This window comes from Porphyromonas gulae, from assembly GCF_000765945.1.
Classification (GTDB): Bacteria; Bacteroidota; Bacteroidia; order Bacteroidales; family Porphyromonadaceae; genus Porphyromonas; species Porphyromonas gulae.
Map to the genome: position 1 here is coordinate 1 of NZ_JRAT01000026.1, position 19,494 is coordinate 19,494.

At 46.7% G+C, this 19,494-nt stretch carries 19 protein-coding genes; 4 read left to right on the plus strand and 15 right to left on the minus strand.

Annotated features, from left to right (window positions below):
* Positions 1-235 precede the first annotated feature (235 nt).
* From HQ49_RS09215 to HQ49_RS12340, 13 genes are all read right to left on the minus strand, one after another.
* A complete protein-coding gene (locus HQ49_RS09215; RefSeq protein ID WP_039419641.1) occupies positions 236-2,341 on the minus strand; it encodes a hypothetical protein in 2,106 nt (701 codons plus the stop codon).
* Positions 2,342-2,557: 216 nt separating this feature from the next.
* The gene (gdhA, locus tag HQ49_RS09220; protein ID WP_039419642.1) at positions 2,558-3,895 is read right to left on the minus strand and encodes an NADP-specific glutamate dehydrogenase; all 1,338 of its coding nucleotides are present in this window, start codon (positions 3,893-3,895) and stop codon (positions 2,558-2,560) included.
* A 299-nt stretch (positions 3,896-4,194) separates the two neighbouring features.
* Positions 4,195-4,509: a heavy metal-binding domain-containing protein gene (locus tag HQ49_RS09225; RefSeq protein ID WP_039419643.1), complete on the minus strand. Its 315-nt coding sequence runs from the start codon at positions 4,507-4,509 to the stop codon at positions 4,195-4,197.
* Between the two features lie 137 nt (positions 4,510-4,646).
* The gene (locus tag HQ49_RS09230; protein ID WP_039419644.1) at positions 4,647-5,381 is read right to left on the minus strand and encodes a PmeII family type II restriction endonuclease; all 735 of its coding nucleotides are present in this window, start codon (positions 5,379-5,381) and stop codon (positions 4,647-4,649) included.
* Positions 5,359-6,222 (minus strand): DNA-methyltransferase, encoded by an 864-nt coding sequence (locus HQ49_RS09235; protein ID WP_039419645.1) that lies wholly within the window; start codon positions 6,220-6,222, stop codon positions 5,359-5,361. The genes HQ49_RS09230 and HQ49_RS09235 overlap by 23 nt, the downstream gene beginning before the upstream one ends.
* Before the next feature lie 1,239 nt (positions 6,223-7,461).
* Positions 7,462-8,187, minus strand: a complete 726-nt coding sequence (locus HQ49_RS09240) for an SDR family NAD(P)-dependent oxidoreductase (protein WP_039419646.1) — start codon at positions 8,185-8,187, stop codon at positions 7,462-7,464.
* A 9-nt stretch (positions 8,188-8,196) separates the two neighbouring features.
* Positions 8,197-9,333, minus strand: coding sequence for a 4-phosphoerythronate dehydrogenase PdxB (pdxB, locus tag HQ49_RS09245; protein ID WP_039419647.1), 1,137 nt, complete (start codon positions 9,331-9,333; stop codon positions 8,197-8,199).
* A 3-nt stretch (positions 9,334-9,336) separates the two neighbouring features.
* On the minus strand, positions 9,337-9,648 hold the full coding sequence (locus HQ49_RS09250; RefSeq protein WP_039419648.1) for a DUF3467 domain-containing protein: 312 nt from the start codon (positions 9,646-9,648) through the stop codon (positions 9,337-9,339).
* Positions 9,649-9,920: 272 nt separating this feature from the next.
* Positions 9,921-10,379, minus strand: a complete 459-nt coding sequence (locus HQ49_RS09255) for a DUF4293 domain-containing protein (RefSeq protein WP_039419649.1) — start codon at positions 10,377-10,379, stop codon at positions 9,921-9,923.
* Positions 10,380-10,410: 31 nt separating this feature from the next.
* A complete protein-coding gene (locus HQ49_RS09260; RefSeq protein WP_039419650.1) occupies positions 10,411-10,743 on the minus strand; it encodes a DNA-directed RNA polymerase subunit omega in 333 nt (110 codons plus the stop codon).
* Between the two features lie 142 nt (positions 10,744-10,885).
* Positions 10,886-11,698, minus strand: a complete 813-nt coding sequence (locus HQ49_RS09265; RefSeq protein WP_039419651.1) for an outer membrane protein assembly factor BamD — start codon at positions 11,696-11,698, stop codon at positions 10,886-10,888.
* 224 nt (positions 11,699-11,922) lie between these two features.
* A complete protein-coding gene (locus HQ49_RS12335; protein WP_235290118.1) occupies positions 11,923-12,396 on the minus strand; it encodes an IS4 family transposase in 474 nt (157 codons plus the stop codon).
* A complete protein-coding gene (locus HQ49_RS12340) occupies positions 12,393-12,992 on the minus strand; it encodes a DUF4372 domain-containing protein (RefSeq protein WP_316931264.1) in 600 nt (199 codons plus the stop codon). The genes HQ49_RS12335 and HQ49_RS12340 overlap by 4 nt, the downstream gene beginning before the upstream one ends.
* Positions 12,993-13,961: 969 nt before the next feature.
* Between HQ49_RS12340 and tig the strand changes: the two genes are divergently transcribed.
* Positions 13,962-15,338, plus strand: a complete 1,377-nt coding sequence (gene tig / locus HQ49_RS09280; RefSeq protein WP_026292261.1) for a trigger factor — start codon at positions 13,962-13,964, stop codon at positions 15,336-15,338.
* A gap of 154 nt (positions 15,339-15,492) precedes the next feature.
* On the opposite strand, the gene HQ49_RS09285 is transcribed toward tig, so the two are convergent.
* Positions 15,493-16,077: a DUF3109 family protein gene (locus tag HQ49_RS09285; RefSeq protein WP_039419652.1), complete on the minus strand. Its 585-nt coding sequence runs from the start codon at positions 16,075-16,077 to the stop codon at positions 15,493-15,495.
* 249 nt (positions 16,078-16,326) lie between these two features.
* Here HQ49_RS09285 and queC point away from each other — a divergent pair, with 249 nt between their 5' ends.
* Genes queC through HQ49_RS09300 form a run of 3 tightly spaced genes read left to right on the plus strand, consistent with a single transcriptional unit; the run spans position 16,327 to position 18,659 of the window.
* A complete protein-coding gene (gene queC, locus HQ49_RS09290; RefSeq protein ID WP_039419653.1) occupies positions 16,327-16,989 on the plus strand; it encodes a 7-cyano-7-deazaguanine synthase QueC in 663 nt (220 codons plus the stop codon).
* Positions 16,990-17,023: 34 nt separating this feature from the next.
* On the plus strand, positions 17,024-17,518 hold the full coding sequence (locus tag HQ49_RS09295) for a metallophosphoesterase family protein (RefSeq protein WP_018965407.1): 495 nt from the start codon (positions 17,024-17,026) through the stop codon (positions 17,516-17,518).
* 10 nt (positions 17,519-17,528) lie between these two features.
* On the plus strand, positions 17,529-18,659 hold the full coding sequence (locus HQ49_RS09300; protein WP_026292262.1) for a CapA family protein: 1,131 nt from the start codon (positions 17,529-17,531) through the stop codon (positions 18,657-18,659).
* A gap of 50 nt (positions 18,660-18,709) precedes the next feature.
* Here the strand turns inward: HQ49_RS09300 and HQ49_RS09305 are convergent, their stop codons facing one another.
* Positions 18,710-19,456, minus strand: a complete 747-nt coding sequence (locus tag HQ49_RS09305; protein WP_235290120.1) for a precorrin-2 C(20)-methyltransferase — start codon at positions 19,454-19,456, stop codon at positions 18,710-18,712.
* Between the last annotated feature and the right edge of the window lie 38 nt (positions 19,457-19,494).

Sequence of the window (19,494 nt, forward strand, 5' to 3'; positions counted from 1 at the left end):
ATAAAATCACGGTTAAAAGGAAAGAGTCCGGTGCAATACCGAACTCTTTCTATAACCGGATAATGTTTAACCTGTCCAACTTTTTGGGTGCACTTCAAAGCAAAGGGGGCTATGTCAAAATCGAATTTTGACATAGCCCCCTTTCTCTTGGCTCTATTCTATAGGTAAATCGTTTTAGATCGTCCTTACATTACACAGTGTTATTCTCTGAAAGAGGTCGAGAGGCTTGCATGGATTACTTCACCTTCGTGAGAGCTTCGTCCACGGCTTTGAGTACGGGCAATACCGATATGGGAGAACCCACAGCCTGTTTCATCCAGTACTGTGGCACCAGCCGTCCCTGTACGAGCATGCGCTTCAGCTCCACGGCCAAGGATTTTCCCTTGATGTACTGTTCGATCTGAAAGTCGATGATATGCCCCATCGGATAGTTGGGCAGGTAGAGCGGATAATTGATCATGTGTGAATAGATGCCCAGAATGGTCTCGTCCTTTTCTCCGAGAATGCCGGCATAGTACTTGTTCCAAACGGTTTTGGCTGCCTCCATGACGGCGAGTTTCAGTTCGTGTGCATCAGCTTCGGGATGCGTGTACATCCATTCCCAAACGGCCATGTCTACGAGGGATACGCCCATGATCTCGTAGCAATTCCAGAAGTTGGTCAGAGCCTCGTTGTACTCTTTCTGCGGATCGGGTTTGATGACACCGAGAAGTTCGAGATCCCGCTTTTGGAAGAGAAAAGCGACGGCTTCGGTGAAAGACGTGTTCGGCACGCCGTTGAGCATGTAGTAGTCCACATCGTTCATCGTGATGGTTTGCTCGGTATTGTGTCCGAACTCGTGTACGGCTATGTTGTATCCTTTGTAGTCCATCCCCGTATCGGCGATACGTGTGCGCAGGTGAGCAAAGTCATTGCGCATCATCGATCCTGCTGCATGGCCGGCACCTCGCGAAGGATCCACCATCACCAAAGAAGCTATCCGCTCGGCATCTTTGCTTTCGAATCCCAGCTTGCGCAGGATGTTCGGCAGATCGGCTTTCAGAGCTTCGGGTGTAGGATATTTGGCTTCGGTGATTTTGTCCAATTCGCTCTCCGGCATGCCGGACTGCGAGCGGAAGCCATTGTACCAGATGTCGAACGGCTCCAACGGGCGTCCCAATCGTTTGCTGATCAGTTGGGCCACCTTCTTTACCTGTGGAGAGGAGAGCAGGGTCTCGAATAGTCGCTTGACGTCTTCTTGCGGAATCTCCATCTCTCCCTCGAATGCACGCAGGATCTGGTTCGGCTGATGTGGCATATACGCATCCTGTGTTTGCATCGCACGGAAATTGGCCAGGAAATATTCATATCGCGTATCGGGTTCGGCATGACCTCGGGTAGCAGTGCCGGCCGAGTCGTAGAGCATATTGCTGAGCGGATCCCACTGAAAGTCCGTCTTATTGATTACTTCTCGTGGGATGCTTTGGTCGATGATCCTTTTGATGATCGCGTATACCATTCGCTGCTTTTCCAGTCCGTCTTTGGGGTCTGCGTAGTTGCTCTTGATCTCATCTCGCAGTCCCCAGTGCGTGATCAGCTTCATATCACGAGGAAAGAGAGTGGTGCTGTCCGGACGCCGGAGGTAGCCCATACAGATATTGTACTCGGATATGTACGCATCCCCACGTGTCAAAGTCTCCGATACATATTGGTGTACTTCGGCCGGTATACGCGAAGCGAAGCGGTCGCCTATTCGGGCAAAAGCCCATTCCTCTCTGCTCCAATTCGCTCCCAGCTCCATCTTCTCCGTAAGAGAGTAGTAGGGGAAGTTCAGCGCAGCTATCAACCCGGCCTTATTCGCATAGAGATCATCGCTCATGTGTGCCGATGCGTTGTATCCACCGAAGATCATATCCAGAGAACTGATCTCCGGACCTTTGAGGTGGAGGGGTTCTTTCAGCGCCAGATCGATCTTGTTGAAGTAGCCGTTGAGGATTTCCAGATTCCGCTCCAGCGTACTATACATACGACGCTGACCTTCGAGCGTAGGTTCGAAGTTTTCGAGTACGAATGTGCGAAAAGCCTCGACGTCGCCATCCCTGGCTCGCCATAAAGCAGCTACTTGTGAAGTGCCACGGTCAGCTCGAAAATGAACCTCCTTGCCATAGCGTCTTACCAATAGGTCTGTCAGTTCACTGAGCATTTCCTGTCGAAAGGACATACGTTTTTGCATCGGGTTTATGTTTTGAAGTTTCACCGTTTGATCTGTCGTGTTTGCTTGGGCAAATGCCGTGTATCCTCCCCTCGGAAGCAAAGTCAGCGACCACGCCAACGCCAGCGATAGCTGTTTTCTCTTCTTCATACTATTATTATTGATTGAATTTAGAACGAATCTCCCCAAATGTAAGGACATTCGGGATATGCGAGACAAACTTTGTGTAAGAATTTCGGGTGCAAATTCTTATAAATACATATTGTTGGGGAAATAAAAAGAGACGTACCTCCGAGGGGGAGATACGTCTCTGCTTTTTCGTTTTTGTATCTGCTCTTTGTGAGCAGAGGGGAGTGATGTCAGGGATTAGCAAACGCCCTGAGCTACCATAGCCTTGGCTACCTTCATGAAGCCGGCGATGTTAGCACCCTTCACATAGTCGATGTAGTTGCCTTCCTTACCGTAAGTAACGCACTGGTCGTGGATGTCTTGCATGATCTGGTGCAGCCACTTGTCCACTTCTTCGTTCGTCCAAACGAGGTGCATAGCGTTCTGCGTCATTTCGAGACCTGAGCAAGAAACACCACCTGCATTAACAGCCTTACCCGGAGCGAAGAGCATCTTGTGCTCTACATAGTATTCGCTGGCTTCGGCCGTACAACCCATGTTAGAAGTTTCAGCTACGAGGATAACACCGTTCTTGTGCAGTGTCTTGGCATCTTCGAGGTTCATCTCGTTCTGCGTAGCGCAAGGCATAGCGAAGTCTACCTTTTGCTCCCAAGGCTTCTTGCCGGCGAAGAACTGAGCGTTGGGGAATCTCTTAACGTAGTCAGATACTACGTCATTGCCACTGTCGCGGAGGTCAAGCATGCACTGGAATTTCTCCGGTGTGTTGATACCGTCGGGATCGTAAACATAGCCGTCAGGACCGGAGATCGTAACAACTTTCATGCCCAGCTCGGTAGCTTTCTGAGCTACACCCCAAGCAACGTTGCCGAATCCGGAGATAGCAACAGTCTTGCCCTTGTAGTCTACGCCATTTTGCTTACACATGTTCTGTACGAAGTAAACAGCACCGAAACCGGTAGATTCGGGACGCAGACGAGAACCGCCGAACTCGAATCCCTTGCCGGTAAGCGTACCTGTATGCTCACGAGCGAGCTTCTTGTACATACCGAACATATAACCTACTTCGCGACCGCCTACGCCGATGTCACCGGCAGGAATGTCGGTGTCAGGACCGATGTTGCGCCACAATTCGGTCATGAAGCTCTGGCAGAAACGCATGATTTCGGCTTCGCTCTTGCCCTTGGGAGAGAAGTCGGCACCACCTTTACCTCCACCCATGGGGAGAGTAGTGAGTGCATTCTTGAACATCTGTTCGAATCCGAGGAACTTCAGGATAGAGAGGTTCACTGAAGGATGGAAACGGATACCGCCTTTGTACGGACCGATGGCATTGTTGAACTGAACGCGGTAGCCGATGTTTACCTGTACCTTACCTTGGTCATCTACCCAGGGTACACGGAATGTGAATACACGATCCGGCTCTACGATACGCTCGATGATACCGTTCTTTTCGAACTCGGGATGTTGGTTGTACACTTCTTCTACTGAGAGAAGAACTTCCTTCACTGCTTGGAGGAATTCGCTTTCGCCGGGGTGCTTAGCCTCCAGCATTGTCATAATTTCTTGGGTCTTCATAGAGAACTCTAAATAATAGTAAGAGATTACTCCGGCAAAAGTAGCTAATGTGTTTGGAACTTTCAAGCCTTTTCTCAAAAATAAAGTTTTCTGAGTTCGCTTATGCTCGCGAGGCAACTGAACCTAGCTCCAGTAGGCTCTGTAAAGGAGCAGAAAGGCACCTCTCGACTGCCAAGAATGTGCGGCCGAAAACAGGCTTCGGTACAGAATAAGCAGTTTGTTTCCGGAGTAAGTGTGAGCATTCGTATTTGATCAGAATAGTCGGAGAAGGGGGTGTATCAAGAAGCCACCTTCCGGAACTATTCCAATATGACTGCCGTACCGGAAACGGCAACCATCAGCATGGATGTGCCGATCGTTTCGTAGTCGATGTCGATGGAGAGAATGGCATCGGCACCTAATCGCATGGCTTCACGCTGCATCTCGTCCAGTGCTTCGTTCTTTGCTTTGCGGATTACTTCCTCGTAGGAGCCGGAGCGTCCGCCGACCACGTCTCGGATACTCGCAAAAAAGTCGCGTACAATGTTGGCTCCCATGATGGCCTCACCGGAGACTATGCCGCAGTACTGGCGAATGCGTCGTCCTTCGATATTGGGGGTTGTGGATAGAATCATAATGGTTGTTTTTTGTCTTGTTTGGGATCAATGTGCTACAAAGATAGCAGTCTAAGGTCAAGGAGGTGCCAAAAGGGATATTCCCTCTCTTCGGGGCAGTTACACCTCTTTTGAGGTGAGAGTATTTGTTTTTCTTTTCACTCTTGAGAAGAATTGAATTGTACTAATTTTTCCCAATCAATGTCTCCATCTTCTTTGCAAAATTCTTTTGTAAATTCTTTTGTAAATTTATTGATGGTTTTTGTGTATGAATTGATAAATTCTTCATTCTTTTGTTTTGCCTTGTGCCCAAGTGGTTCAATTATTTTAGTATAGAGATCTTTATCGCCAGAAATAAATTCCCAAAAGCGTTGTCCACAATATTTATAGTATGCTCCTTTGTCCGGTTTATTATCTTGTCCATAGCAGCATCCATTCACAGCAATAACATTTAAATTTGATTTGCTTGTACGTAATGTTTTCTTCGCTGTGTTAAAATCCGCTATCATCTTTTTTTGTTGCGAGCTATTACCCCAATTAGGACCTGATTTTATGGAGACGATATATCTTGTATTGTCCTTCTCAAATTCCAAGTCGACTCCCTCTATTCCTGACTTTTGGCCTCCATATACCTTTTTGTTGATAAAGATGGCTAATCCCTCTAGCCAATCGCCAAAAATAGTTTCTTCATTAGAGGAAATATGTGCATCTACAAATCCCCGAACAATTTGTTCTGCCGTCAAAACATTTTTTGCTTTAAATAAGTATGGGTTTTTGCGTTTTAATACTTTTTCGAGTTTTAATTTTTCGAGACTGTCAATGCGATTTGTGTGGAAATTACTTATTTCATTCTCAACGTATTTTTTTACGTCATTTATTTTTAATTTTTTCATAGTTTGATGGGTCTTCGAATAAATATTGATCAATATGATTGAGACGATTCTTTACCATTGTGTAGTATTCGGGTATTACATCTATACCGATAGAGTTCCTTTTCATCCTGTTGGCAACGAATAGAGTGGTGCCTGAACCCATAAAAGGATCAAGGACAGTATCATATTCAGTTGTAAATAATTTGATAAACCATTCTGGTAATCCTTCTGGAAATGCTGCACTATGATTTTTGTTATTGCATTCTGTTGCGAGATGTAAGACATTGGTTGGATATGCTTTATCTCTGTCGATCCAATTGGAAATGTTTTTCCCGAATCCACTACCAACTTTAGAATTGTCCCGAATCTTGTCTGTTGTGGAAAGCTTTTGAAGTCTTGTTTTGGCCCAATCTCCCATGGGAACCATAACTTCTTCTTGGTACATCTTAAAGCGTTTATCTTTATTAAATTGTAAAAGTCTTTCCCAAGCGTCCCGGAAACGATTAGGCCATTTCCCCGGATATGAATTTTTCTTATGCCAAATGAATTCTTCTGTCCAAAGCCACCCCTGCTTACGCATTTCAATGATTAGCTCCATAACGTAAGTACTCCTTTCTCCGGCTACGACTTTTTCTTTTATGTTTAGTATAAATGTGCCAGAAGGCCTTAATACTCGTAATAATTGTTCGGAAATAGGTAGGAACCATTCTACATATTTATCTGGTCGAATACCACCATAAGTATTTTTTCGTTGATCTGCATAAGGCGGTGATGTTATAATTAAATCAACTGAATTAGACGGGAGTAATTTCAGTTGTTCTTTACTGTCACCTAAATATAAATCCGCTTTTATTTCCTCCATTTTTGTACAACTATTGAAATCGTCAGTGGTTTTGCTTGTTTGAAGTTTCGATCATCACTCTACATCGTTTTATGCTTATTGTAGCTTTTTGCACTTCCAAAGTTAATTAAAAATAGTTGTATCCAATTCTGCTCAAGCTCTCAAATTCTGTTTTGTCTCTATAGGCTCTGCTCCAAAGCCTTTCGTTACGGCACAAAGCTGTCAGTAAATTTATTTGTTTCAAAATCTGTGAATATCCCTATTTCGGCTATAGCTGTATACTTAATTCTGAAATTTACAATCGAATGTCGCTTCCTTCAAGGGTTTCTTTCCGGTCGGTCTTTTTCGTTACATTTGCAGAGCGATAGGAATCTCTTCCTAAAGCCAAATCGCAGTATATCAGCGAGATTCTATCGAACGACAGTGTTTTGTATTAAACGAACAAATGACATTAGACATGTATCCGAACTTTACTCATTCTCTTGATTTGTCCGGCCGATCGGGCCGAACTCATACGTGCACCGTATATTGCTTCCCCAAACATATATATATCGGCAACGGATAGGATTGGGATAATACTTCCATAATAGACCCCAATACATAAGGCACCCACTCGGTTCGGCCACGAATCGAGTGGGTGCCTCTTTTATTTCAGCTCCTGAAAAGGCTTTTTTCGGATCACGATTTATATACAAATCATTTACGATCTATATATAAATTAAAATCGTTTTGTATATAAATCGAAAACGATCTGTATATAGATCGTAAATGATTTGTATATAGATCGTTATCATGTATTGCAATATTCGTATCCTGATCTGAAAAAGTTCGTTTTATCATCTCTTTGACGGCAAAAAGCACTTGCGTTTGGATGCTTATTTAGAATGGTTCTAAACTCATCTTCGTTGTTGAAAACTTTTTTGGCACATGTTTTTATACCGATGGATGGTGTAAACAGGGATGATTCGGCATTCGTGGCAGTGAAATTGCAGATCTTTTCCATATGATTTTTCATGCTTATTCGTATTCTGATCGGATACAAAGAAGATGAAGGAAGGACTTAGAGGATGGAACGGGGGGATTTGTCAGAGGGCGGACTTCAAAAAATAAGGGCTATCTCCCGACAGCCCTTACTTCCTTATTAACCTTAAAATCTAATACCATGAAAAACACAGTACAAAAATAAGGCGATGTATTTCCCGTGCAACTATAATAGGCCCAAAAGGCGTATAACAGCTCACTTAATACCAGTTTTCGACCTTATACTCTTGTTTTCTCCCATATTCGAACGGGGATCATACGCCAGAAAGCAACCAGCAAACAATACCGCCAGTCGAAAGTCAGCAGTCTTTTTCGACGGATGACAGCCTTTACTATTGCTTGGGCAACTGTCTTGGACTCCATCAGCATCGGATACTTCCCGTCTCGCAACAGGGGGGTATCGACAAATCCGGGACGAATCTCCGTGATGGTCAGGTGCAGGCTATCTGCTGTGGCCAATTGGCGTATGGATTGGAGATAGTGCATTTGGAAGCGTTTCGTGGCGGAGTAGGCAGGAGCGGATCCCATTCCTCTTGTTGCTGCTACCGAACTGATGGCTACTATTTGGCCCTCTTTCCGAAGGCGAAAATAGCGGTAGGCGGCACCGACCATTCGGGTAAATCCCACTCCGTTGGTGCGGAGGGTATCCAGTTCTTTCGTTTCGTCCAGTTGCGGATTGTTATAACCGATACCGGACGAGTGGAAGTATATATCCATACCGCCCATTTCTTCGATGAGGCGAGACAGCCGTTCAGGAGCATCGGAATGCGTGATGTCTATTACTGCTGTATAAACCTGAGAGGGATTCTCCTGCTTCAATGCATCAAGCATTTGGGTATTGCGACCGGCAACACCTACGAGCCAACCGCGAGAGATAAACAGGCGAGCTACATCAAGCCCGATGCCTGAGGTCGCTCCTACGACAATGATTCGTTTGGTTTCCATGATTTTCTGTTATGAAATGAAGTCCATCCCACGAAGAATTTCCGCCTCTTCCATAGTGGCTCCTATGACAGTGAAAGCTTTCATCTCACGAGGGTGTGGGTAGGCTTTGCGTTGTTCTTCGAATGTCTTCGGCGATGCTCTTAGCGACCGATCCGGTACGAGCGGATCGAAGGTATGCAGCAAAGCCCTTTCGATACGATGGTCGGGGAAGAGCGTCAGGTCTATGATGGGATGAGTCGGTGGGGGAGGGGCTAAAGTATGCAGCAGGGGAAATTCCAGTCCGAATACTTCTGTAATGGCTTCAAGGCACATTCTGGCTCCATTGGCTTTTCCATCTGCAGAGAATCCTGCAATGTGAGGAGTCGCGATGTCTGCCAAATCCAACAGGCTGAGGTCTATATTGGGTTCTCCTTCCCAGCAATCTATTACGAGGGCTTGGAGCCATCCGTTTCTGACAGCCCGAATAAGAGCTTGGGTATCCGCTACGGCTCCTCGGCAAGCATTGATCAGGATGGGCTTTTTGTCTGCGCAGCTTCGTAACAAAGCTTCATTGATGAGGTGGTAGGTGGCATGAGGACCTTCATGGGTGAGGGGAACGTGGAATGAGATAATGTCGCACTGCTCCGCCAGTCGGCTTAGGGGAAGAAAGCTACTGTCCCGCTCTGCCTCCGACCGAGGAGGATCGCAGAGCAGGAGCTTCATGCCATAGGCGGAGGCCAAACGTTTCAGCTCACCGCCTACATGGCCTACACCCACTATACCCATTAGCTTCTCTCTCAGGGAAAATCCCTCGCGCAAAGCCAGACGGCACAGGCAGCACATTACATACTGCGCTACGGCCGTAGCATTACAGCCGGGAGAATTGCGCCAGAGGATACCATGGCTTTCGCAGTATTCGCGGTCGATATGGTCGAATCCGGCCGTGGCAGTCGTTATCAGCCGTACATCAGTACCTTGCAGAAGAGCCGGTGTGCACTTGGTGATGCTGCGGACGATCAGTGCCCGGGCATGACGTATCGTATCGGGAGAGAAGTGGCCCGAGTGCAGGTAAGTAATGTCAGCAACGGGATCGACAATACCTCTCAAATAGGGTACGGATGCTTCCGCCACTATTTTGAGAGGATCGGACGGAGGAGAGGAAAGCATTTCTTAGGCTTCGCCTTTTATTTTGGTTGGGAATGTAAATGTGGCATCCGATACACGTTGCTCGATACGGATCTCGCCGTGTTCTGCTTCGTAGCGACGGATGTTGTCCGAGAGAGTGGTCAAAAGCCTTTTGGCATTGTCCGGAGTCAGGATGATGCGATTCTGAACTCGTGCATTGTCCCGATTCGGAACCATACGGATGAAGTCCATGATAAATTCGCTCGGAGAGTGCATCACGATACAGAGATTGCAGTAGTTGCCCTGAGCTATTTCTTCGGGCAGTTCGATGTTGATGGTTTTGCTTTCGTTTTCCATTTTTCTTGAATGTTTTTAAGAGGTATGAGGGGAAGTGCCAAGCCGAATAACGTACGGCGGCGTTACCCTCTTTCAAACAAAGTTACTCCTTTCGTCCAAATGCGAATAAGGGTTCACGTGCCACGAGTGGAATTATTGTGGCTCGAATTACGGATAATGCCCTTCTCCCATCCGACAAAAACATACCCTGTACGAAGTACGCTCTTTTGGCAGAGGCATACTTTGTACAGGGTAAGTGAGCACGTCCTGATTCGGGACGGGATAAGGCGAGCTTATCGCAGGCGTTCGGCTGCTCGTATCATAGCTTCATCAGCCCCTATACCGCGAATGGCCAGGTAGTGCAGGATGATGGAGACTATTGGCATGCAGAGCCAAAAACGGAATCCGAACTCCAAGTTCTCAGCCGAGCATATCTGCCAAATCTGAATCCCCAAATAGATAAGAAAACCTATCGTCACGAGGATATTGAAGATACATAGTCTGATCTGCAAGATTCGCTTTTTGTAGAGGAATATGGTAGCGAACGAGATTAGTACGATGATGGCATCAAGTGCAAAAAGGCCCCAAGTGGACTTGACCAGCGCATTGGTAGCCGGTACATATAGTCCTAATACGTTCATCACGTATCCTTGTCCTTCCGGCTCTGTCAAAAGCCCTATCGGTTTGAATAGAAGTACCGTCATGGCTATACCTGCAAGCAGGAGCCACAGTGTCTGAATTCTCTGCCACATAAGTCGAAAAAGTTGGCGTTGTCAATAGAGATCAGTCGTTCGTGGATGTTGCTCCGGGCATACGGTAGTAGAGCTTGTCCTGCTCATATTCTGCCGTAGCTATCAGACCGGGTTTGGGTAGATGCTCATAGTAACGCGAGATCTCGATCTGTTCACGATTTTCGAAGACTTCCTCCAGACTGTCATTTGAAGAAGAAAAGTCCTGAAGCTTCTTTTCCAAATCCTGTTTCATTTGCTGCCCGATTTGATTGGCACGCTTGGCTATGATCATCACTGTCTCGTACACGTTCTCCGTGTCTTCGCTCAGACGTACCATGTCGCGCGTAATGGTGTCCATGGGGACATTCATTTTCTTAAGCTCCATATATTTTTATGATTGTTTTTGTTTTTAGTCGTACTTGTGCCAGAGCCTTTCCCTTCCGATCGGCTCCCTTGTCGATCCACCCTCTGCCGCCTCCTTCATGTCGCTGCGATGGGAGAGACTCCCCGGTGTATATGAGCATTCGTCAAGCGTCTTGTGAGATATGCTTGCTGACGTTGTCGTAGATCTTTTTGGCTTGCTTGAGGTATTTCCCGTTAGGATATTCATTGATGTAGGCAAAGTACTGGTCTGCCACATCACGGTAGCGCGTTTGCAACTTTTCGCTGACGCTGAAAGAAGCCTCTTCGTACATAGCCTGAAGCATCAGGAAGACCAGCTCTTCGCGATGCTTGGTGTATGGATAAGTCTTCAATGCAGCCTCTGCTGTGACTATGCAAGAGCGGTAGTTATTGCCCAAATACAAACCGAGATTGTAGTAGAGCTTGGCCGTCCTGTACTCCTTATAAGCAAGTTTGTCCTGCAGGTCGAACAGCATCTTCTCAACCTCTTTGGTGTATTTGCCATTGGGATAAAAATCGAGATATGACTGTAGCTCCTGAATAGCCGAATAAGTGTCCGATTGGTCTAATCGCGAGTCTGGTGATGCTTGGTAGAAGCAATATCCTGCTTTGTAGCGGGCCTCATCGGCGCGTGCTCCCTTGGGATATTTATTGTAGTACTCCTGATAGCAGAGACCGGCATCGGCGTCGCGCTTTATCTCGAAATAGCATTCTGCCAGCAGATACATCAGCTGCTCGCCTTCGCTCGTGCCGTCGTATATGCCTCGCACATCTTCCAGCAAAGAGGCTGCCTTGCTGTACTTCCGTTCGTTGTAGAACTTCTTGGCATAAGAATACTTGAGGGTTGCATCGGGGCTCTGTTGTATCCTTATGAACTCTCCGCAGGATGCAAAAAGGAATGTCAGTGCAGCGAAAAAAATGAGCTTTCTGATTGTCATCTGTTTTTGTCTTATGATGGACTTAACCTCGCAAAGATAGCCGTTTTCCATATATATGAGACCTTTGCACGGCAATTGGCCTACATTTTATTTATTAATTCATTGTGTAATAGGAAGTTTTTCAGGTAGAAACCAATGTTGTCCTAAATAAATTATGAGTTAGGCGTAACCCGTTGAGTTATACAGCCCAACGAAAAAATAAGAATTTTAATCCCGCCTTTCCCCTAATTCAGCCTTAACGACACGACAAGGTTTGCCAGCCCCCATTTGTAACGAGCAGTATGCTTTAGCCAACAGAGTAGCAACATTGTTGTTAGGGCAGTCCATATCTGCGTTTCCACAGCATTGCGAGATGTCCCAATAAAGCTCTTTATACGTAGTAATTGTTTGAGATTACGGAAGAAAATTTCGATTTGCCACCGTGACTTGTAGAGCTCTGCGATGGTTGATGCAGCTAATTGCATATTGTTAGTGAGCAATTGAAGCGTAAACTCGTGTTCCTCATTCCATATTGCAATGCGTCGAAGTCTTTTCGGGTATTTCAAACTCGTCTTGGCTCCCTTGAGTTTAATAATTTCATCTATTAGTACATTTTGAGCTGCGTGTTGTGGTAAGGCGAGTTCTCGGATAGGCTCATAAAGGAGGTTGTCCCTATGGCGGACTACAAAAAGTACATGCTTGCTGTCCCAATCATTCAACAGTTCGAAATTACAGTAGCCCCCCTATCCGCCACTACTACTGAATGAGGAGCTATTGGAATGTCAAAAGAGGCTTTGTCGTCTGTACATTTTCCGGTGCTAATGGTCACGAATTCAGGTAGAAGAGTGTCATAATCGAGCAATGTGTGCATCTTAATGGCACCCTTTGTTGTGGTGTAGTGTGCCCAATCGTAAAGGGACAGCGTCAAGCTCACCATTGAGGAATCAAGCAGTTTTATGGGAGCCTTGAAACGGAATTTGCTACGTTGCCACAAGCTCTGCTGTCCAAAATGTTGAAAAGTGGCATAGTAGATATCTCTGAATACCTTACTATTCCTGTGAGCGTTCCGGTAAGCGATGGTAGATTTAGAAGGTGCACGAGCTATTCCTAAGTGGTTGAGATTGCCGTTGGCAGAATTAAGACCATTGGAAATGTCTCTCACAGAGTCGCAGTTTGAGAATTGGCTGAACATCATACTAACAAACTGACTCCAAGTATCGTAACCCTTGCAATGTTTGTCTGTACCTGACTCCCGAATAATCTTTCTAATCTTTTCTTTCGGTAGTTTACCGATGGCTTGCGCAAAGAGTGTTATCTATCTTTTTTGCTACCTTTGCAAAGTAACTGAGAGTTCTTCACAGCAATGTGAACAACTATATATACAAATAGCCTGCTCAATTTATAGAACAACTTGACAAATGACCCATAGACATGCATACCGACTTAGCATATACCAGTCCTTTGTTAAGGGCAATTTTGCCCCATCTATTCGTGTACTGCGACAACATCGTATCCCATACAAGTGGCCTTTATCATATGAGAAATAGCGTTTAGGGAGATATTTACTCCCTTTCCAAGCATATCAGGCACCCGTCGAATTAGACTCAGTTCGACGGGTGCCTTTGTTTTATCGGCTCTCGAAAAGGCTTTCAGTCGCTTACGATTTATATACAAATCATTTACCATCTGTATATAAATTGAAAACGATTGATATATAAATCGAAAACGATCTGTATATATATCGTAAATGGTTTATATATAGATCGTTGTGCGATGTTCTTGAAAGTGGATTTTGAGCTGAAAAAGTTTGTTTTCTCTTCTTTTTGAGATCGAAGTCTGCTTCTTTTTAGAACCTTATTTAGAATCATTCTAAACTCTGCTTCGTTGTTGAAAACTTTTTTGGCGCATGTTTGGGGTGCCGTATCGGCTCCCCGAAATGAGGGAAATAAATCTTTTTCGGAGTAGATGGAGAGAGCATCGATAGGGTTCTATTCACTCTCTGGTCGAGCAGGCTGTCAATGGATCGTAGACTTTGGCCATTGAGTAACGAGCGTTCATCGCTCTATACTTTATGGGCTCTCTTTTCAAGACCGTGTGCCTGATAGGACTGAGGGAGATATTATCTCAATCTTCACGACTGTTTCAGTTGGGGGAGGCATGTGCCGTAGAATATGCAAGTGCTTCATATTTGCGGCTTTCAAAGAATTCGGCTAATTTTGGCGGAAATTTTTACGCGGTTTTTCAAAGCCAAAAAGACAATAACTCCAAGATAATAAAGAAGAAAATGAACGTATCGATCAAGAATACGGATGCCGTCAATGCCATTGCTACCGTAGCAATCGAGAAGGCTGACTATGCCAACGAAGTGGAAAAAGCACTGCGTACCTATCGCCAACGTGCCAATGTCCCTGGGTTCCGCAAGGGAATGGTGCCGATGGGTATGATCAAGAAAATGTACGGCAAGGGTGTCAAAGCAGAGGAGATCAACCGCGTAGTCGGTCGTGAACTCTATCGCTATATAGCAGACAACAAGCTCAATGTACTGGGCGAGCCTATGCCTAATGAGGAATTGCAGAAGGAGTACGACTTCGATACCACTGACGACTTCGAATTCGTATTCGATCTGGCTCTCAGCCCTGTAGTAGACGTAGTGGCAGACAAGAGCGTTCGCGTACCTTATTATACGATCCAACCCACAGAGGAGATGATCGACCAGCAGATCGAATCCATGCGCTCCAGCTACGGACACTCGGTGGAGGCTGATGAAGTGGGTGCCAATGATGTAGTGAAGGGTCGCCTCTGCGAGTTGGAGAACGGACAGCCCAAAGAGGGTGGTATCTGTGTGGAGGAAGCTATGTTGCTCCCGGCCTATATAAAGGACGAAGAAGAGAAGAACAAATTCGTCGGTGCTGCCAAGAACAGCGTTGTCGTATTCAATCCTGCTAAGGCATACAATAACAATGAGTACGAACTCTCTTCTCTCTTGAAGGTGGACAAATCAGCTATCGGAGAGCATACGGGCGACTTTTCTTTTGAGATCAGCAGCATCTCTCGTCATGAAAAGGCAGAGCTGAACGAAGAGTTCTTCAAGCAGGCTTTCGGTGAGGAGACGGATATCAAAAACGAATCGGACTTGCGTGCCAAGGTGACCGAAGGTGTTCGCGAGCAATTTACAGCCGAAAGCGACTACAAATTCCTCTTGGATTTGCGTCGCGTGTTGGAAGCTCAGGTAGGTGAGCTACAGTTCCCCGATGCGTTGCTGAAGCGCTGGCTGAAGCTGTCGCATACGGAGTGGAGTGATGAAGAATTGGAAAAACAATATCCTGCCATGATCAAGGATCTGACCTTCCACGTGATCAAGGAAGATCTGGTCAAGAAGAACAACATCGAGGTTACGCCGCAAGACGTCAGGAGCTTCGCCATCATGGTAGCCAAGAATCAGTTTGCCCAGTATGGCATGTCCGCCGTTCCTCAGGATGCTCTCGAACGCTATGCCAATACGATGATGGAGAAGGAAGATACTCGTCGCAATTTCTTCGACCGCGCTACGGAGAACAAGCTCGCTGCCGCACTGAAAGAAAAGCTCGATATCGATGCCAAGACGGTTTCTCCGGACGAATTCAACAAGCTGATGACCGAACAACCGGCTTCGGCTGAGTAATGACTCTCTCTATTCGACGTCTTGTCTGTGGTAGGGATTGCTCCTACTGATACACTTCCGAATGAAATAAGGCTGCCATGCAATTACTGCCGGCAGCCTTTCTTTTTTTGTCCCCCCTGTGTGGAATTGATTCCCGTTTGGCCTATTGGCAGACCTATCGTTTTAGTGGATTTTGCTCCAATAAAGCGGCTATTTCTTCCATTTCTCTATACCATTCCTCACCGAATGCCCGTATGAGTGGTTCTTTTAGGAATCGGTATAGGGGTGTTCCCGTCTGACGGCCTAAGGCTTCTGCACAACGGCAAATCTCCCAACGGTGGTAATTGACCGCCGTAAAGCCGCTGTAACGGGTCAGACGGACGGGGTATAAATGACAACTGAGCGGCTTCGGAAAGTCGATCTTGCCCGAGCGGTATGCCCGCTCAAAGGCGCAGAGGCAATTGCCGTTTTCGTCGTATGTGGTGAAAACGCAGTCCCTTCCGTTCACAATGCTGGTGACTTCGTCTCCTTCCACATCCAGATAGCTGACGCCCTGCTTATCGATCACTTCGAGGGCTTCGGGCGCAAGCATATCGCGCACGGCATCGAGATGCCTGCGCAGCAAATCGGCCTCTCCTGCTTCAAGGGGGGCACCGCTTTCTCCTTCCACACAGCAAATCCCCTGACAAGTGGCATAATCGCAGACAAAATACTTGTCGAAGAGGTCAGGGCTGACGATCGTTTCTTGGATTTGGAACATCCTTATATGCAATATTTCTAGCGGAGCGCAAAACTACTAAAATCCGCTCCAATATCCGGATCTTATCCGATGAAAACATATGAGCACTTTTGTATTTTCAATCGGGCTAATCTCTTCATGTGTCCGATGAACCATTATCTTTGGCGCGACGGAGCCGCTCTTCCCTCCATCAAATGGGGCTTTGCGAGCTGTGAGGTTGCCGTTTCCCGTTTATGTTTAAGTCTTAAGTAAAAGAATCATTTGTTCGGTATGCAGACAGAAAAAGATAGCCTTATCGTCGTTTCCGGTGGGATGGATAGTGTGACGCTGATGTACGAGAAGAGAGCCTCCATCGCTTTGGCTCTCAGCTTTGACTATGGCTCCAAACATAATGCGCGCGAATTGTCGTTTGCTAGGCTACATGCAGAGCGTTTGGGTGTGGAGCATCTGATTGTCCCCCTCGATTTTATCGGGCAGTATTTTCAGAGTGATTTGTTGCTTAGCGGGGGAGATATTCCTGAGGGCAGATACGACGAGGAGAATATGAAGAGTACGGTAGTGCCCTTTCGCAACGGCATTATGCTGGCGGTGGCTGCCGGATTAGCAGAAAGTAGGGGATTGCAGCGAATCTATATCGCCAATCATTTCGGCGATCATGCCATATATCCCGATTGTCGTGCCTCATTTATTCGTCCGATGACCGAAGCTGTTCGGTGCGGTACCTCGGACGGTGTGCTTATAGAAGCTCCGTATACGGATATTACCAAGACCGATATTGCACGGATTGGGGCTTCCCTGGGTATAGACTATGCCGAGACTTGGAGCTGCTATAAGGGCGGTGTTTCTCATTGCGGTGTTTGCGCTACTTGTTTAGAGCGCAGGGAAGCACTGCGCGATGCCGGCATTCCGGATCCGACTGAGTACGAAGGTTGAGTCTGCTTCATTGGGCACGAGTTTATCATAAGCGATGAAAAAAATAGGACTCCTATCCGATACGCATGGCTGCATCGACGAAAAGTATCGATTACACTTCGCCGATTGCGATGAGATTTGGCATGCCGGTGACATCGGTTCTGTAGCGGCAGCAGAGCATCTATCGGAATTGGCACCGCTCCGTGCTGTCTATGGTAATATAGACGGACAGGATATTCGTTTGCAATACCCCGAGGTATTACGTTTTCGTGTAGAGGAAGTGGATGTGTTTATGACCCATATCGGAGGCTATCCCGGCCGATATGAACCTCGCGTCTATCGAATGCTTGTGCAGCAACCGCCCCGCCTTTTCGTTTGTGGGCATAGCCATATCCTCAAAGCCATGTACGATAAGAAGTTGGATATCCTGCATCTCAATCCCGGAGCTGCAGGCAAGTATGGTTTTCATGCTGTTCGCACCCTGATGCGCTTTGTAATCGACGGGCGGGATATAAGGGATTTGCAGGTAATAGAATTGGCTAATCGATAAAACAATCAATATGAAATACTTTATTCCCAAGGTTTGCATTTTCTTCTCCTTACTGTTAGGCAGCTGTATATCCTCGTCATGTCGTGGCGGAGCAACCCCGTCTTCAAGTGGTACGGGATTAGTTCCGGATCGGATCGATACGCTGGAGATTAAGTTGCTCTTTGCCGGAGATATCATGACACACGGCCCTCAGATAGAAAGCGCAAAGCGCGAAGGGGGAAGTGTGTACGATTTTTCTTCCTCTTTCGATAGCTTGTTTTCCATGATAAAGGGAGCCGATTTTGCTATTGGGAATTTGGAGACCACTTTTGCTGGTGCACCCTATAGCGGATACCCTACTTTCTCTTCGCCTGACGCTATGGGGGAGGCTCTTAGAAATGTCGGTTTCGATGTGCTGACTACTGCCAACAATCATACTGCCGATAAGGGGAAAAAGGGCATTGTACGTACTCTCGATATGCTGGATAGTCTGGGTATAGCCCATACCGGCAGCTATCGGGATATGGCTGCTCGCGATAGGATGAATCCCCTTATCGTCGAAGTTAAAGGAGTACGCATAGCTATTCTGGCCTATACCTACGGTACGAATGGAATGCCTGTGCCCGCTCCTACTTGGGTGGATCCTATCGATACGGTTATGATGAAGAAGGATTTGCAGCGGGCGGACTCCTTAGGGGCGGACTACCGTATCGTGCAGATTCATTGGGGAGTCGAATACAGAAAGGAGCCCGATAGCGAGCAACTGGAACTTGCACGCAAACTTCATCGCTACGGTGCCGATGCCATCATCGGAAGCCATCCGCATGTGGTGCAGCGATCCGAGTGGTTGAAAACCGACACCAAGACCTCTTTCGTGATCTATTCGATGGGCAATTTTATAAGCAATCAGAGAAAGCCTGCTGCCACCAGAGGCGGTATGTTGTTATCGCTTACCCTGCGTAAGGTGGGCGATCTGGTTACCACGCATCCCGACTACCAATACGTTTTTGTCAATAAGCGCACTCCGCAGGGTAAGAGAGTTTATCGCTTGTTGCCTGTGGATCCTTTTTCTACAGATACTCTGCCTGCTCTTCCTCCGGAGGAGCAACAGGACTATAAGGAATTCGCCAGATATTACCGAACGATACCTCTCGTTCAGTAAGAATCAGGATAGGGGAAAAAGAGGAAAAGATGATTATTGGAAGAGCACTTCTATGGCTTCGGTTTGAGCCGCAGCATGGAGAAATAGGGGAAGCGACGAGGTAATATGTCTTCTTCGATGCAGGATGAGATAAATTCCTTGTCGGTCCCTACGTACTCGAAATAGATGGCAGCTACATTTTCCTTGGACAAGAACTCTTTCACTACGCTCTCGCATCTCGATAGTTTCATGATCAGGACTGTGCGTCCCTGAGCCATAGCCTCGCACAGTTTTTCCGGCGTGGCATTTCCCGGTATTATCTGTAGCTCCTCGTCCTGTCGGGTGATGCTCTGTCCTGCAACGGCACCCGCAGCGATGAAGGCCGGTACTCCTGCGATGAATACAAAAGGACACCCCTCACGAAGAAGCACATCGGAGATATAGTGCGTAGAGGAATAAAAGCCTGCATCACCTTCGGCCGCTACCGCAACCGACAGACCTTCGTCGTAATGGGCTTTGCATCGTGAAGCCACTTCTTCATATACCGCTAATGCTTTTGTCCTGTCCATACTCATAGGAAGAGAGTAGGGTCGGAATTTGGTCGTATCTATACCATTTGCCAACATGATCTCTCCTGCTTTCGATACGGTCTTGCCCGATGGTGAGACGGTGGTAGGGTAGTAGATGAGGTCGCATTTTTGCAGAGCTTTGTATGCCGCGAGCGTTATCAGATCGGGATCGCCGGGACCGAGCGATACGAATTGGATATAGTAGCGTTCCATATTGCTGTGGGGAGGAGCTTTTTCGTTTACTGTCAATGGGTAAGGGGCTGCACTTGAGGATCATACCTCCGAGT

Coding starts and splice junctions, on each gene's coding strand:
- HQ49_RS09300 (WP_026292262.1), top strand. CDS start 17,529: ATGAAATACTTTATTCCCAAGGTTTGCATTTTCTTCTCCTTACTGTTA.
- HQ49_RS09285 (WP_039419652.1), bottom strand. CDS start 16,077: ATGTTCCAAATCCAAGAAACGATCGTCAGCCCTGACCTCTTCGACAAG.
- HQ49_RS09250 (WP_039419648.1), bottom strand. CDS start 9,648: ATGGAAAACGAAAGCAAAACCATCAACATCGAACTGCCCGAAGAAATA.
- HQ49_RS09295 (WP_018965407.1), top strand. CDS start 17,024: ATGAAAAAAATAGGACTCCTATCCGATACGCATGGCTGCATCGACGAA.
- pdxB (WP_039419647.1), bottom strand. CDS start 9,333: ATGCTTTCCTCTCCTCCGTCCGATCCTCTCAAAATAGTGGCGGAAGCA.
- tig (WP_026292261.1), top strand. CDS start 13,962: ATGAACGTATCGATCAAGAATACGGATGCCGTCAATGCCATTGCTACC.
- HQ49_RS09215 (WP_039419641.1), bottom strand. CDS start 2,341: ATGAAGAAGAGAAAACAGCTATCGCTGGCGTTGGCGTGGTCGCTGACT.
- gdhA (WP_039419642.1), bottom strand. CDS start 3,895: ATGAAGACCCAAGAAATTATGACAATGCTGGAGGCTAAGCACCCCGGC.
- HQ49_RS09235 (WP_039419645.1), bottom strand. CDS start 6,222: ATGGAGGAAATAAAAGCGGATTTATATTTAGGTGACAGTAAAGAACAA.
- HQ49_RS09255 (WP_039419649.1), bottom strand. CDS start 10,379: ATGTGGCAGAGAATTCAGACACTGTGGCTCCTGCTTGCAGGTATAGCC.
- HQ49_RS09260 (WP_039419650.1), bottom strand. CDS start 10,743: ATGGAGCTTAAGAAAATGAATGTCCCCATGGACACCATTACGCGCGAC.
- HQ49_RS09265 (WP_039419651.1), bottom strand. CDS start 11,698: ATGACAATCAGAAAGCTCATTTTTTTCGCTGCACTGACATTCCTTTTT.
- HQ49_RS09230 (WP_039419644.1), bottom strand. CDS start 5,381: ATGAAAAAATTAAAAATAAATGACGTAAAAAAATACGTTGAGAATGAA.
- HQ49_RS09225 (WP_039419643.1), bottom strand. CDS start 4,509: ATGATTCTATCCACAACCCCCAATATCGAAGGACGACGCATTCGCCAG.
- HQ49_RS09240 (WP_039419646.1), bottom strand. CDS start 8,187: ATGGAAACCAAACGAATCATTGTCGTAGGAGCGACCTCAGGCATCGGG.
- queC (WP_039419653.1), top strand. CDS start 16,327: ATGCAGACAGAAAAAGATAGCCTTATCGTCGTTTCCGGTGGGATGGAT.